Origin of the sequence: Mucilaginibacter ginkgonis, from assembly GCF_009754905.2 — a bacterium.
Classification (GTDB): domain Bacteria; phylum Bacteroidota; class Bacteroidia; order Sphingobacteriales; family Sphingobacteriaceae; genus Mucilaginibacter; species Mucilaginibacter ginkgonis.
The window spans coordinates 2,015,106-2,029,496 of the sequence record NZ_CP066775.1 but is presented as its reverse complement, the minus strand read 5'-3'; the positions used below and the strand labels follow the sequence as shown (position 1 = coordinate 2,029,496).

The window sequence follows — 14,391 nt, the reverse complement described above, 5'->3', positions numbered from 1 at the left end:
TATGTCAGAAAGATTTACGAACAGTTTATTGTGTAATCAGATAAAATATCTTGGCGTTACCCTCCTTCGTCGGGTCGCGCTTTCCACTCTTAGTCCTCATTCCGCTGCGCTCCACTGCGGGCTATCCGTTTCAATCGCTAACGCAATTAATAACCCCGTCATTGCGAGACCCAGCGGGTCGTGGCAATCCCCGACTTAATAAACTCAATAAATTGCTTGGACACGCTTAACATGACATATAATGTTATCCTAATGAGATTGCTTCGTCGCTTCGCTTCTCGCAATGATGTCTTTGTGAATTAGACCACAAAAAAAGCCTCCCGGAAACGGGAGGCTTTTGCTTATTTCTTTTTCTGCTGCGCCTGCGCCGCTTGCTGTGCGCGCATAACCTCTTCGAGGCGGGCGCTAAAGCCTGTTTTCTTTTTTTTGTCTTCGGGCTTGTTTTTGTTTTCCTGAATCTGCGCGTGGATCTTTTTATCATCCACCATCAGCCTGATCACATATTGCTGTGCAAAGGTCATCATGTTGGCCAGGAAGTAGTAATAGTTCAAACCGGCAGGGTAGCTGTTCAAAACGCCAAAGAAGATCAGTGGAGAAATGTAACCGATGTATTTCATCTGCCCGCTTGCGCCCGATATCTGGTTATTGAAGTAGGTGTAGATCAGCGTTGAGATGGTCATCAGCAAACACATGGCGCTAATGTGGGTCCACCCTAAGATCGGCAGCGGAGCGAAAGTCAACAACGTATCGTACGTTGAAAGGTCATGCATCCACAAGAAACTCTGTCCACGCAACTCAAACAAGCTTGGGAAAAAGCGGAAGAATGCGATCACTATCGGCATTTGTAACAGCAAGGGTAAACAGCCACCAAGCGGATTTACACCTGCTTTACGATACAGCTTTAAATATTCCTGCTGTAAAAGGGTAGGGTTGTCTTCGCCAACTTTAGCTTTAATGTCGTCCATCTCGGGCTTCAGCACACGCATTTTAGCCATAGACAAATATGACTTGAATGTAAGCGGCGATAACACCAGTTTAAGAAGGAATGTAAGCGCAAGGATAATGATACCCATGTTCCAGCCAAATTGCTGCAGGAAGTTGAACACCGGTAATACGGCAAAGCGGTTAATATATTTCAACGGTCCCCAGCCCAGGTAGATCAGTTTCTCTAATTGTAAACCATCATCCTGTTTTTTAAGCACATCAAACTTGTTAGGTATGAAGTAGAATTCCATCGGGAAACTACCCTGCCCATCGGCCTGAACGGTTACATCGGCTTTCATTTGCTTAATGTCTGCCGAAGCCAAATCTGTGCTTTGCGCTACCGTAGTTTTACCGAAGCCGCTTTTCGCAGTCAGTACGCTCGAGAAAAAGTGCTGCTTAAACGCAACCCAGTTTAGCTTTTTATCAGTTGGCAGCTGCTTTGTATCATCCTTAGTTTCTGTCAGGTAATCAACATCACCATCTGTATTGTGGTAATAAACGCCCGAGTATTGGCGCTCCATTTTGATGTCTTTCTCCAGTTTTTTAAGGCTGGCATCCCAGTTTAAGGTTATGCTTTCGCCAATGTTGGTTATACCTTCAACACCGGTCGGCTTAACATCAAGAGCAACTTTATAGCCTTCGGAAGGTAGCGTATAAACATAGTCCACATATTGTGTAGGGCTATAGCTTAGGCGCATAGTTAAAGCGCCGTTCTGATTGCTTACCGATGTGAAGTGGAGGTCATTGGTATTCAAAACCTTGCCGCCTGCCTTAAATTTAAAGCCGAAGTGGTTATCCTTGCCATCGAACAAAACCAAAGGTTTTTTATCAAAGGTTTGGAAGTTGTTTAGTTCTGCCGAGTAGATGCGGCCCCCAACAGTGCTTACCTGTAATTTAAGGTCCTTATTTTCTAAAGTAACCAGTTGCTCTGTACCCACGGTAGCCGCGCCAAAAGGCGTTTTAAGCAATGCAGAATCAACTGTTGTATTATTTTTAACGGCCAATGCAGTGTCCTTTACAGCCGGGGTTTTATTTATCCCTATGCGGCGAAGCGAATCTGCATGCGCGCGTTCTTTTTCTTTTTTTATTTCGTCTTTAGAGGGTTGAAGCAAAAAGAAGGAACCTACCATGATCAGCATGATCAGGAAAAGTCCCGTAAACTGGTTTCTATCCATTATCGATGTGTCGTACTATTAAGCCTTGCGGGCATAAGCCAGCGAAGCGGCGACAAAGTTAACAAAAAGTGGGTGAGGATTAGCAACAGTTGATTTTAATTCGGGGTGGAACTGCGCGCCGACAAAAAACGGGTGGTTTTTAAGTTCTACAACCTCAACAAGGCCATTTTCGGGGTTTACGCCCGATGGTACCATGCCTGCCTTTTCATAGTCTGCCAGGTACTTATTATTAAACTCGTAACGGTGGCGGTGGCGTTCCATAATATGCTGCTTGCCATAAATGGCGGCAGCCTTAGTGCCTTTTTTAAGGTCGCAAGCCTGTGCGCCCAAACGCATGGTACCACCTTTGGTAGTAATGCTTTTTTGCTCTTCCATCATGTCAATCACCGGAAATTGCGTATTGGGGTTCATCTCTGTACTGTTTGCGTTTTCCAGCCCCAACACATGGCGGCCGTACTCAACAACAGCGCATTGCATGCCTAAACAAATGCCAAAGAACGGAATGTTGTTCTCGCGCACAAAGCGGATAGCTTCTATCTTACCCTCAAAGCCGCGCTCGCCAAAACCAGGTGCAACCAATACGCCGTGTAAGCCGCGCAGGCGCTCAACAGCATTGCCAACAGTCAATTGTTCCGAGTGGATGTAATCTACCCTTACCTTACATTCGTTTTTAGCACCGGCATGTACAAATGCTTCGATGATGGATTTATAAGCATCGGGCAGTTCAACGTATTTTCCCACCAAACCAACACGTACTTCTGCAGTGGGGTTTTTTAAGCGGCCTAAAAAGTCTTTCCAGTTTTCCAGGTCGGGCTCGTTTTTATTAGGTAACCTAAGCTTGCTCAACACGGTTTTATCCAGTTGCTCTTTAAGCATCAGCAAAGGCACATCGTAAATAGTAGAGGCGTCTATCGATTCTACAACCGCGTTTACGTTTACATTACAGAACAGGGCGATCTTTTTGCGTATATCCTGGCTAATGTGATGCTCTGTACGGCACACCAAAATATCCGGCTGGATACCATACTCCAACAGCATCTTAACAGAGTGCTGCGTTGGCTTGGTCTTTAATTCGCCTGCCGCGGCAAGGAAAGGGATGAGGGTCAAGTGGATCACCAGCGAATCATGCGTACCCGATTCCCAGCGGAACTGGCGCACCGCCTCTACAAAAGGCAGCGACTCGATGTCGCCTACAGTACCGCCAATTTCTGTGATCACAATATCATAGTCGCCGCTTTCGCCCAGAATCCTGAAATTGCGTTTTATTTCGTCAGTAATATGCGGCACTACCTGAACGGTTTTACCCAGGAACGCGCCCTCGCGCTCTTTGCTGATCACATTTTGGTAGATACGGCCGGTAGTGATATTGTTGGCCTGCGAAGTTGGCGTGTTTAAAAAACGCTCATAATGGCCCAGGTCAAGGTCGGTTTCTGCACCGTCTTCGGTTACATAACACTCGCCATGCTCATACGGGTTTAATGTCCCGGGGTCGATATTGATGTAAGGATCGAACTTTTGGATGGTTACGCGGTATCCGCGTGCCTGCAGGAGTTTGGCTAAAGAAGCCGATATGATCCCCTTCCCTAATGACGATGTAACGCCGCCCGTAACAAAAATATATTTGGTCATGATTTGCTTGTGTACGGGATACAAAAGTAGGAATATAAATTGCGTTTTGCGGGGGTGTGGAGAAAATGGTTGGATGTGGATAGTGATATCTCTTATTTGTTATTCTCACTTAGTTCGGCGTTTTTTAATAAGAGTACCTGATTTATAATGCTTTTCAAGTGAGGAAAATACCTAAGAATGTAAAAGCTAAACAAAACAGGGCGTTACCCTGCTGCGCAGCGTCGGGCTTTCCACTACAAGTCCTCACCCGCTGCGCTGGTTGCGGGCTTTACGTTGCAATCCCTAACGCGGTCTTTTTCAAGCCCGCCATTGTTGATGTTCCCGCCGTTGTTGGTGTTGTCACCAACAACTCGCATTTTAGTGTCATGGCTGACATAAATTTCGACCATCATGCACAATTTTTTACAGTTACCATATTAAAATGGCATTGTCTGCTAGAAGACAATAAATTCAAAGACGTAATAGTCAGCAGCCTGCAGTTCCTAAAAGAGCGTGGTTACATAGAGGTGTATGCGTTTGTCATAATGCCAAACCACATCCATCTAATCTGGCAAATTCAAGACGGCTATTTATTGAGCAGCATACAACAACGGTTTTTGAAGTTTACCGCACAGAAAATGAAATATATTCTGTTAGACAGTGAGGACCCGAAACTCGATTTCTTTAAAGTAAATGCGAAAGACAGGCTCCATCAATTTTGGGAAAGAAATCCATTAAGCGTTGACCTTTGGTCGCCGGCTGTATTTGAGCAAAAGTTAGACTACATTCATAACAATCCGCTGCAAGACAAATGGCAACTGGCTACAGAGACTAAAGATTATCATTATTCTTCTGCAAATTTTTATGAATCCGGTTTGGATCATTTTAACTTACTTACTCACCATAGGGGTATCTGATGTTGACTTATAGTTGTCACCAAGAACCCGCATTTTAGCACGTGGCATAAAATTGATTTTTTGTTGTTGGTAACAACACCAACAACGGCTCAAAAATATCTGGTTATTGTTAGCGTACCACCAATAACGGCTCAAATGACAAATTCCAATATGGCTCCCTCTCCTTCGGAGAGGGTTGGGGAGAGGTCAATACAAAAATGCAAAAGCATTGACTATAGTGATAGTTGCGGAATCTGCCAATGCCTATGGTCAGTAATGCAATGTTTCGTGTCTACCTCATCTCCACCCATCCCACAACATCGCCCGACTTTACAAGCTGATAACCCTTGTAAAATCCTAAAACGTCCATTTTATCAGCAACAGAGATTGTTTTCTTTCTTGCGGCGGCGGTGTCCGGCGCGTCTAATACAGTAATAGCGTTTTTTGCAGTGGTCGAACGCAGGGTGTTGCCCGCCCGCAAATTAGCGGCGGGTGTAAAACCTGTGTACCCGTCAGGCGTGATAATTTTGTACCATCCGTCTGTTGCGGCTACGGCTGTGAGTACCGAATTCTGCGGAAAGGTTGCAATGCTTAGCGCTTTATCATTTGGTTCGACGTGTAGTTTTGTTGTTTTCGACTTCACTTGCAACGTGCCGTTTAGCAAATCCAAACTTGCTGTAACCGGCTTTGGTTGTTTTACTTCTCGGTCTACAAATGCCAGCGGGTCTATCGCCCCGCTGCCGGTATAAATGCCAAAGTGTAGATGTGTCGGCCCGCCGGCGGCGTTTCCAGTATTGCCCACCAGGCCTAAAGTGTCACCAAGTTTAACGGCTTGCCCGGTTTGCGCTATTTGCTTCGACAGATGCGCATAATAGAGGTTGTAGTCCGCGTCATCGGGGCGCATAAAAACCACCAGTCCGCCCAATTTATTTTCGCCTACATTGGTGATGGTGCCATTCGCGGCAGCTATCGCCGGGGTGCCTTTAGGTGCAAAAATGTCTATCCCTTCGTGCCTCCGCTCGCCCGCGTCACGGTCGGCCCCCCAAAAACTTTCAATATGCGGCTTGCCAACAGCCGAAACAGGGAACCCAAGCGACGGCTGCGAAGTGATGGTAAGGGTATACTCGCCGCTCTTCAACAATTCGGGCTGCAGGCGTAGTATATATTTCCCGGTTTCACTAACAGATTGTTCCAGGATGCCTGTGGTAGTGTCGGCAGAAGATAAAAGTTTAGGATTAGTGCCAGCATTCTCTTTCCAGAGGTCGGCGAAGATCATAAAACCTTTAACCGGTTTATGGGTCAGCGTTACACGTATCTTTTGTCCGCGTTTGACGTCGAACCTAACCGCCGAGGCCGGGACCTTAACAGCATCAAAGTAGCCTACTTCTTTATAAGACAAGGTAACATTAAGCACATTAGTAAAAGCACCATCTGCGCTTTGCAGCCATTTTGTACCCATGGCCGATCTGTCGAGCCCGGCATCTTTAAGCCTTTGCGCATACTGGTCATGCGGCGACAGCTTTTTAAATATCGCCATCGGACCCGACACCTTACTGCAAGAATTTTCCATCAGCAACGCTGCCAAAACCAGCCACACCAAATGCGATCGCCATAACACTCTTACCATATGGATTGAACGATATATAAACACTAAAAGTTTTGATACACTACGGTATCCCCGCTTGCGAAGGATTTTTGAAAAACTGCGTAAACTGGCTGTAAAACAGCTGCTGACATAGCCTTGCCAGTGTAACACCTGAAACACTCCATGTTACATTTTTCCGGAAAAAACAGCAAATCTGAAACACTGACATGATTATGCTTGATTGATATTCAACCAATTACCATGCTGACAAAATCTTGTCAAATACCAATAAGTCAGTATTACTAGAGAAACTGTCACATGTTACACCTGTCCATCAGCTGACGGAATAGCAAGGCGGGTAAATCCGCATCCTATTTTATACCAATTCTAAATAAGATATACGCTTTGTAATAAAGATTATTCGCCATCCGTTTTGTATTTTTGTCAATCCATTCGTACAGAAGAGGTAATCCATGAAAAAAAGCGCTATCATAGGTATCATTGTTATTGCCGTGGCAATTGCCGTGATCATCAGCACATACTCAAGCACCAGCACTTACGGCAGTTTTACAGATGCTAAAAAGACCGAAGCGCCTCTACAGGTGGTAGGGCATCTGGTAAAAACTAAAGAACTGCACTATGACGCGGCAAAAGATGCCAACTACTTTTCTTTTTACATGACCGACAATAAAGGTCAGGAATGCAAGATAGTTTTCAGCGGTACCAAACCGCAGGATTTTGAGCGGTCTGAACAGATCGTCCTTACCGGCCAAATGGTAGGCGCTGAGTTCCACGCTTCGAAAATATTAATGAAATGCCCGTCTAAATACACGCAAGACAAGGTAGAGATCACAGAACACAAGGCTAAGCAAGCCAGCATATAATTAATGGATACAGCTTTTAAGGGCGAGCACCTTTTACCCGGTCATTTAGGGCAATTCTTTGTCATCTTAGCATTCGGTTCGGCACTATTTTCTGCAGTAAGTTTTTACTTCGCAACTGTCGAAAAAGATAACAGCAGCAGGTCATGGCAACTATTCGGTCGCTGGGGTTATTGGATCAATACATTAAGCACCGTTGGCATAGGCGCGTGTTTGTTCTACATTATTTACAACCATCTTTTTGAATACCATTACGCCTGGGCGCACTCATCTACCAAGTTGCCGGTTTACTACATCGTCTCTTGCTTTTGGGAAGGGCAGGAGGGCAGTTTCTGGCTGTGGACGTTCTGGCAAGCCGTTTTGGGCAACATCCTTATCTGGAAAGCAAAGGGCTGGGAAAAACCTGTTATGACAGTGATAGCCCTTTCGCAAGCCATGATCGCGTCTACGCTTATCGGTGTCGAGCTATTTGGCACACGCATAGGCAGCTCGCCGTTTATACTGCTCCGTGAAGCGATAGAGGGCCCGATATTCAGCCGCCCAGATTACCTATCATACATAAAAGACGGCAATGGACTTAATCCCTTGTTGCAAAATTATTGGATGGTGATCCACCCGCCAACATTGTTCTTAGGGTTTGCTTCAATGGTAGTACCATTTGCCTATGGCATTGCCGGCTTATGGCAGCGCAGGTATAAAGAGTGGGTACAGCCTGCAATTACTTATTCATTGTTCGCAGTGATGATCTTAGGCACGGGCATTATCATGGGTTCGTTTTGGGCGTATGAGTCGCTTAACTTTGGCGGCTTCTGGGCCTGGGACCCGGTAGAAAATGCTTCGATGCTACCCTGGATAACGCTAATAGGCGCCGTGCACGTGCTCATAGTTTTCAAGAACACAGGGCATTCATATTTTACAGCTTTGTTTTTGGTATTGATCAGCTTCGTACTGGTATTGTATGCATCATTCCTGACCCGCAGCGGTATTTTGGGCGAAACATCTGTACACGCTTTTACAGACCTTGGCATGAAGTGGCACCTCATAATAGATGTGCTGATCTTCTTGGGATTGAGTATATGGCTTACGGCCTCCCGGTGGAAAGAGCTGCCTATCACTAAAAAAGACGAGGAGACGTACTCGCGCGAGTTCTGGATGTTTGTTGGTGCCATATTCCTGGCGCTGGCTTGCTTCCATCTCATACTGGTAACATCTATCCCGCTTTGGAACTGGATGTTCGGTACCAAACTGGCCCCGCCGACAGAACCTGTAAGACATTATAACGTGATACAGGCAGCTTTCGCGGTAGTGGTAACCCTGCTGATGGGCTTTAGCCAGTTCCTGAAATATAAAAAGACCGATAGCACGCGCTTTCTTATACGAAGTATTATTTATCTGGTATTTTCTGTCATAGCAGGCGGTTTGATCTCTTATGTAACCGGTATTTACCGTCTGCATTTTGTGTTTACGCTGGTGATGATGGGCGCCGTCTACACCATTATGGGCAATGCCAAGGTTTTAGCCGACGCGTTCAGTGGTAAGCTAAAGCTGGCAGGCTCTGCAGTTGCGCACATTGGTTTTGGGTTGATATTGGTTGGCGCGCTTATCGCGGCAGGTACCAGCAAAGTAGTTTCGCAGAACAACAGCGGCATTGGCTTTGGCGACGAGTTTGCAAAAACGTCAAATCCGAAGGAAAATATTATGCTCTATAAAAACCAGCCGGTTAAGATGAATGATTACATCCTGACTTACGTTGGCGATTCTGTAGTAGCACCGAACCACTATTTTAAGGTTGATTATAAGAAATTAGATGCCAACGGAAAAGTAACCCAGGAATTTGTGCTGAAACCGAATTCGCAGGCTAACAATAAAATGGGTTTGGTATCATCGCCGGATACTAAGCATTACCTTTTCAACGATTTGTACACTCACGTTACCATGGCGCCGATAAAAGGCGATCTGGACGAAGAACAGGGCGGCCATAGCGAGGAAGAAGACGACAAAAACTACGAAGCGCCAATAAAACATACTGTTGCTGTTGGCGATACCATCCGCTTCCGCGAAGGATACATGACCCTTAAAAAGATAGTTCACGAAACCAGGCTAAAGGATATTCCTATTAAGGATAAAGATGTTGCCGTAGGTGCCAACCTTGAAGTGATATCGCATGGCAAAACCTATATCGCCGAGCCGGTATTTATGATCAAAGATGGCAATGTGTTCGACTTTGCCCGCAAGGTTGAAGATGCCGGATTAAAATTGCGCTTTACCAAGATCATCCCCGAGCAAAATAAAATGGAGATAATGGTTTACCAGCAGCCCGAAAGCAAAAAGCCATATATCGTAATGCGGGCTATCAATTTTCCGTTCATTAATTTCTTCTGGAGCGGTACGGTAATTATGGTTATCGGTATCCTGATGTCCATCTTCCGCAGAAACGGCGAGTTAGTAAGAGAAGCGGCAAGGGCGGCAAAGAGTAATTAATCTTACGTTTTTTAAAAAGCGAATCCGGCAAATGTGGGAATTGCGTTAACTTTAAGGGTGTCATGCTTTGAGAACCTCAGAATGACACCTTAAGCACCTAAGTCTGCAACCGCATAAGATATCACTTTCTCAAAATCTTTTTCATTAGTTTGCCTTTAGCCAATTCATCTATCAACTTATCCAAATACCTTACCTGTTGCGTCAAAGGCGTTGTAATGTTTTCGACCCGGTATCCGCATATAGTACCTGTAATAAGCCGGGCGTTAGGGTTAAGGGTCGCCTCTCTGAAAAAGGTTTGGAATGTAGCTTTTGAGTCGATAAGCGATTGCAGTCTCTCAGCGTCAAACCCGGTTAGCCAGTAGATCACTTCGTGCAATTCTTCTTTTGTACGGCCTTTCGTTTCAACTTTTGAAACGTAATGAGGATATACCGATGAAAAGGTTATCCTGGCGATCTTTGCATCATGTTCGGGCGTAGTGACCATATGATTCTTTTTTCCTAATAATAGCTCTTGCCTTTGTACACCGCATCCTGCTTTTCTGCATTACAAACTGCATATGTAAATCCCTGCTGAATGGCAAAGGCACCATATTCTCCCTTTTTGTTTATGGCTAAAAAGCCTACCTGTATGTCTTTAGCGGTTTGCGGTTTCTTTTTAATGATGCGCTTAACGGCTTCCTCACAAGCTTGCTGGGGCGAGTGCCCCTGACGCATCAACTCGACTACCAGAAAGCTGCCCACATTGCGTATCACTTCTTCGCCCACGCCTGTAGAGGTGGCACCGCCAACTTCATTGTCTACATATAGCCCTGCGCCAATTATGGGACTGTCGCCTACCCGGCCATGTATTTTCCAAGCCATGCCGCTGGTTGTGCATGCGCCGGAAATATTGCCTTTCGCGTCCAACGCCAGCATGCCAATGGTATCATGGTTATACTTGTTTCCGGGTTTATAGTTGTTCTCGCTATTGATCTCGGGTTTGTATTTAGCCGTCTTCAACCACTCGTGCCAGGCCCTGTCAGACTCGGGTGTGAGCAGTTTTTGTGCCTTAAAACCATTCTCAATCGCAAATTGCCGAGCGCCATCGCCAACAAGCATTACATGCGGGGTTTTCTCCATTACCAAACGGGCAACGGATATCGGGTGGTCAATATCTTCCATTCCGGCAACAGAACCGCAGTTGCCCTGGTCGTCCATAATGCAGGCATCAAGTGTGACATGACCGTCGCGGTCGGGGTAGCCCGCCTTACCAACCGAGTGGTTATTCAAATCTGCTTCGGGGATGCGCGCGCCTTGCTCAACGGCGTCTAAAGCCTGGCCGTTATTTTTCAATACCTGCCAGGCCGCGGCATTGGCTGCCACGCCGAAGTCCCACGTTGATATCACGATGGGATAGCCTGATGTAGGTAGCGGTTTTGCTAAAAGATTTTTTGGCAAAGCAGCAAGCGACGCGCCTGCTGCGGTCAATTTTATGAATTTACGGCGGTTAAAGTTCATGCCGTAAGATAGGATTTATAAGATGAAACTTGAAAAATTCAATCCGTCTTGGATTTTGGAGGCGTTAAGTAATTTGTTGTATACTACTTTTTTGGGCGTTTCCCCGATTTCATCGGGGCCGCGCTTTCCATTTCAAGTCCTCGTCCCGATTTTAATCGGGACTGTGGGCTTTCCATTTCAATCGCTAACGCGAGATTCGATAACCTATCTTCGTGCAAAGGTCATTCGCGAACCGGTAGTCCCATCTATCAATTTGCCATTCTCATAAACCAAGTTACCTGAAACGATAGTATGCGTAATTGACGACTTGAAAGTGTCGCCTTCAAACGGGCTCCATTTACATTTGTAAAGAATGTTATCCTCATTTACGGCCTGCGGTTTCTTTAGGTCGACCAATACCAAATCGGCAAAATAGCCTTCGCTTATAAAACCACGCTTCTCAATTTGAAAACAAACAGCAACGCTGTGGGCCGTTTTTTGAGTTATTTGTTCGAGCGTGATTTTGCCTTGGTGGTACATTTCCAATAGAGCGGGCAGTGCGTGCTGCACCAGCGGTCCGCCGGATGGTGCCTGTAAATAGGGCTGCTGTTTTTCTTCCAGGGTGTGCGGCGCATGATCTGTCGCTATAACGTCTATACGGCCGCCCAGTACCGCTGCTAAAATACCTTCTCGGTCGTGCGCGGTTTTAACGGCGGGGTTCCATTTAATGAAATTGCCCTTTGCTTCATAATCTGCATCGCTAAACCACAGGTGATGGATACAGGCTTCGGCAGTGATGCGTTTCTCTGCCAGCGGGATATTGTTGTCGAACAAGTGCGTTTCTTTTTCCGTAGAAATGTGCAGAATATGCAGCCTTGTTCTGTGTTTTTTGGCGAGGTCGACTGCCATGGATGAGGATAAATAGCAAGCCTCTTCACTTCGAATAATGGGGTGATATTTTACCGGAATATTATCTCCTAACAACTCTTTATAATGGGCCAGATTGGCTTTAATGGTCGCCTCATCTTCGCAATGGGTAGCTATCAACATTGGCGATCTGCTGAAAAGATCTTCCAGCGTAACGGGGTTGTCAACCAGCATGTTCCCTGTCGATGATCCCATAAATACCTTTACACCACACACTTTGGTGCTGTCAGTTTTCAGCACTTCATCCAGGTTACTATTAGAAGCACCCATATAAAATGAGTAATTGGCCAGCGAATTTTTGGCGGCTATTTGATATTTGTATTCAAGTAATTCTTGCGTGAGCGTATTAGGGACCGTGTTCGGCATCTCCATGAAAGATGTAATGCCGCCTGCCACCGCAGCGCGCGATTCTGTAAAGATATCGCCTTTGTAGGTGAGCCCGGGTTCGCGGAAATGCACCTGATCGTCAATCATGCCCGGCAGCAGGTGCAAACCTTCGGCATCAATAACATTGTCAGCATGAGAATCGATGTTGCTATCGATTCTGGCTATCACTCCGTCCTTCACCAGAATATCAGCTACAAAAATTTTGTTCTCGTTAACAACAGTGGCAGATTTGATGAGGATAGAAGGCATGAGGCAAATATAGGAAAAAGCCTCACCCCAATCCTCTCCGAAGGAGAGGGAGCGAGCCAAGCTGCGTTAGGAATAGCAGTGAAAAGCCCACAGCGTAGCGAGGACTTGTAACGGATAGCCCGACCCGTCCCGATAGCTGTCGGGACAGGGGAACGCCAAAATCTTGATAATTAACATCAGGCTCTTTTCGTTGCAATCCCAAACATTCTATGGAAGTATCTTTGTCTAACAATTCCATATCTGGGTACACCTCATTCTTATACTACACCAAAAATTTAAAAACACATCTTATAGATGTTTAGATCCATCTCATTACACAATTTAAGACAGGGTTAGGAATTTCGTATCTTTGCGCCCATGTCTGCAGCCTTCGAAGATTTTAAATTTAACCGCCAGGTTTTGAATGCCATTACTGATGCCGGTTATACAGAGGCAACGCCGATACAGCAAAAAGCCATTCCGCCAATATTGAACGGTCAGGATGTAATGGGGGTAGCGCAGACGGGCACGGGTAAAACTGCTGCTTACGTGCTGCCCATGATCATGAGGCTAAAGTATGCGCAAGGCGAGCACGCCCGCGCGCTCGTTATAGCCCCAACCCGCGAACTTGCAATCCAGATCGAGGAGAATGTTAAAACCTTCTCGGCATATACCGATCTGCGTACTGTTATCCTGTATGGCGGGCTAGGTCCCAAAACGCAAATAGAGCAATTGAACAAGGGTGTAGATATCATTGTTGCTACGCCGGGCCGTTACCTGGATCTTTATCTGGCAGGTCATATCCAAACTAAACCTTTGCAGGTTTTGGTGCTTGACGAAGCTGACAAGATGATGGATATGGGCTTTATGCCGCAGATAAACCGCATTTTAGAAGTTGTTCCGCGCAAGCGGCAGAACCTGCTGTTTTCGGCTACTATGTCTGATAAAGTGCAGCAACTGTCTGCTAATTTTTTGGAATTCCCAACAATGATCGAGGTTACGCCGCAGGCTACGCCGGCGGCTACGGTAACACAGTCGGTATATGTTGTGCCGGGTGTAAAAACAAAGATCAATCTGCTTCGCTGGATATTGGATAACACCGAAGACATTAAAAAGATGATCATCTTTTGTAAAACCCGTGTTTCGGCAGAAGATGTTTATAAATTTCTTGTACGCAAGTACGACGATACCCAGGTAAAAGTACTGCATGCCAACAAAGGGCAGAATACACGCATAAACTCTATCAACTCATTTAAAAATGATGAGGTGAAGATATTGGTGGCTACCGATGTGGTTGCGCGCGGTATAGACGTGAACGATGTGAGCCACGTGATCAACTTTGACGTACCGGTGGTGATAGAAGATTACGTGCACCGCATTGGCCGTACGGGCAGGGCACTTAATCTTGGCGAAGCTATAACCTTTTGCAACCCGGCCGAGAATTACTACCTGCAGAAGATTCAAAAGCTCATCAGGCAAACCATCGAAGTAAAGCAAATGCCCGAAGATGTTTTTGTTGAAGCCATTAGCTATGACGAGCGCCAGGCACAGGCCCGCGAGATAGACATGCAGAAGCGTAAAGAAAACCCTGATTTTAAAGGTGCTTTCCACGAAAAGAAACTGGAAAATACCAAAGAGGGAGCCGATGCAAAAAAGGCTTACATTAAAAAGTTGAAAGACGCTTCAAAGAAGAAGTATTATAAACCTAAAAGAAAATAGGCCTCACCCAGCCCTCTCCAAAGGAGAGGGCTTCAAAAAAGAGG

General features: G+C 45.8%; 11 protein-coding genes. 4 read left to right on the top strand and 7 right to left on the bottom strand.

What is annotated here, in order from left to right; all coding sequences use genetic code 11:
• Positions 1-341: 341 nt before the first annotated feature.
• The 3 genes from yidC to GO620_RS17325 form a co-directional block, all read right to left on the bottom strand.
• Complete coding sequence (yidC, locus tag GO620_RS09450; protein ID WP_157526060.1) at positions 342-2,159, bottom strand: membrane protein insertase YidC; 1,818 nt, start codon at positions 2,157-2,159, stop codon at positions 342-344.
• An 18-nt stretch (positions 2,160-2,177) separates the two neighbouring features.
• Positions 2,178-3,788: a CTP synthase gene (locus GO620_RS09445; RefSeq protein WP_157526058.1), complete on the bottom strand. Its 1,611-nt coding sequence runs from the start codon at positions 3,786-3,788 to the stop codon at positions 2,178-2,180.
• Positions 3,789-4,021: 233 nt separating this feature from the next.
• On the bottom strand, positions 4,022-4,144 hold the full coding sequence (locus GO620_RS17325) for a hypothetical protein (RefSeq protein WP_262895005.1): 123 nt from the start codon (positions 4,142-4,144) through the stop codon (positions 4,022-4,024).
• Positions 4,145-4,153: 9 nt separating this feature from the next.
• On the opposite strand from GO620_RS17325, the gene GO620_RS09440 reads away from it, so the two are divergent.
• On the top strand, positions 4,154-4,684 hold the full coding sequence (locus GO620_RS09440; RefSeq protein WP_157526056.1) for a transposase: 531 nt from the start codon (positions 4,154-4,156) through the stop codon (positions 4,682-4,684).
• A gap of 271 nt (positions 4,685-4,955) precedes the next feature.
• On the opposite strand, the gene GO620_RS09435 is transcribed toward GO620_RS09440, so the two are convergent.
• On the bottom strand, positions 4,956-6,290 hold the full coding sequence (locus GO620_RS09435; RefSeq protein WP_157526054.1) for a peptidoglycan DD-metalloendopeptidase family protein: 1,335 nt from the start codon (positions 6,288-6,290) through the stop codon (positions 4,956-4,958).
• A 431-nt stretch (positions 6,291-6,721) separates the two neighbouring features.
• On the opposite strand from GO620_RS09435, the gene GO620_RS09430 reads away from it, so the two are divergent.
• Both GO620_RS09430 and ccsA read left to right on the top strand, forming a co-directional pair.
• The gene (locus tag GO620_RS09430) at positions 6,722-7,132 is read left to right on the top strand and encodes a cytochrome c maturation protein CcmE domain-containing protein (protein ID WP_157526052.1); all 411 of its coding nucleotides are present in this window, start codon (positions 6,722-6,724) and stop codon (positions 7,130-7,132) included.
• A 3-nt stretch (positions 7,133-7,135) separates the two neighbouring features.
• Complete coding sequence (ccsA, locus tag GO620_RS09425) at positions 7,136-9,610, top strand: cytochrome c biogenesis protein CcsA (RefSeq protein ID WP_157526050.1); 2,475 nt, start codon at positions 7,136-7,138, stop codon at positions 9,608-9,610.
• A 121-nt stretch (positions 9,611-9,731) separates the two neighbouring features.
• Here the strand turns inward: ccsA and GO620_RS09420 are convergent, their stop codons facing one another.
• From GO620_RS09420 to GO620_RS09410, 3 genes are all read right to left on the bottom strand, one after another.
• Complete coding sequence (locus GO620_RS09420) at positions 9,732-10,094, bottom strand: DUF2200 domain-containing protein (RefSeq protein WP_157526048.1); 363 nt, start codon at positions 10,092-10,094, stop codon at positions 9,732-9,734.
• Between the two features lie 14 nt (positions 10,095-10,108).
• A complete protein-coding gene (locus GO620_RS09415; protein ID WP_157526046.1) occupies positions 10,109-11,107 on the bottom strand; it encodes a N(4)-(beta-N-acetylglucosaminyl)-L-asparaginase in 999 nt (332 codons plus the stop codon).
• 204 nt (positions 11,108-11,311) lie between these two features.
• Positions 11,312-12,649 carry a dihydroorotase gene (locus GO620_RS09410; protein ID WP_157526044.1) on the bottom strand — a complete coding sequence of 446 codons (1,338 nt, stop codon included), beginning with the start codon at positions 12,647-12,649 and terminating at the stop codon, positions 11,312-11,314.
• A 357-nt stretch (positions 12,650-13,006) separates the two neighbouring features.
• On the opposite strand from GO620_RS09410, the gene GO620_RS09405 reads away from it, so the two are divergent.
• Positions 13,007-14,347 (top strand): DEAD/DEAH box helicase, encoded by a 1,341-nt coding sequence (locus GO620_RS09405; RefSeq protein ID WP_157526042.1) that lies wholly within the window; start codon positions 13,007-13,009, stop codon positions 14,345-14,347.
• The last annotated feature ends 44 nt before the right edge of the window (positions 14,348-14,391 follow it).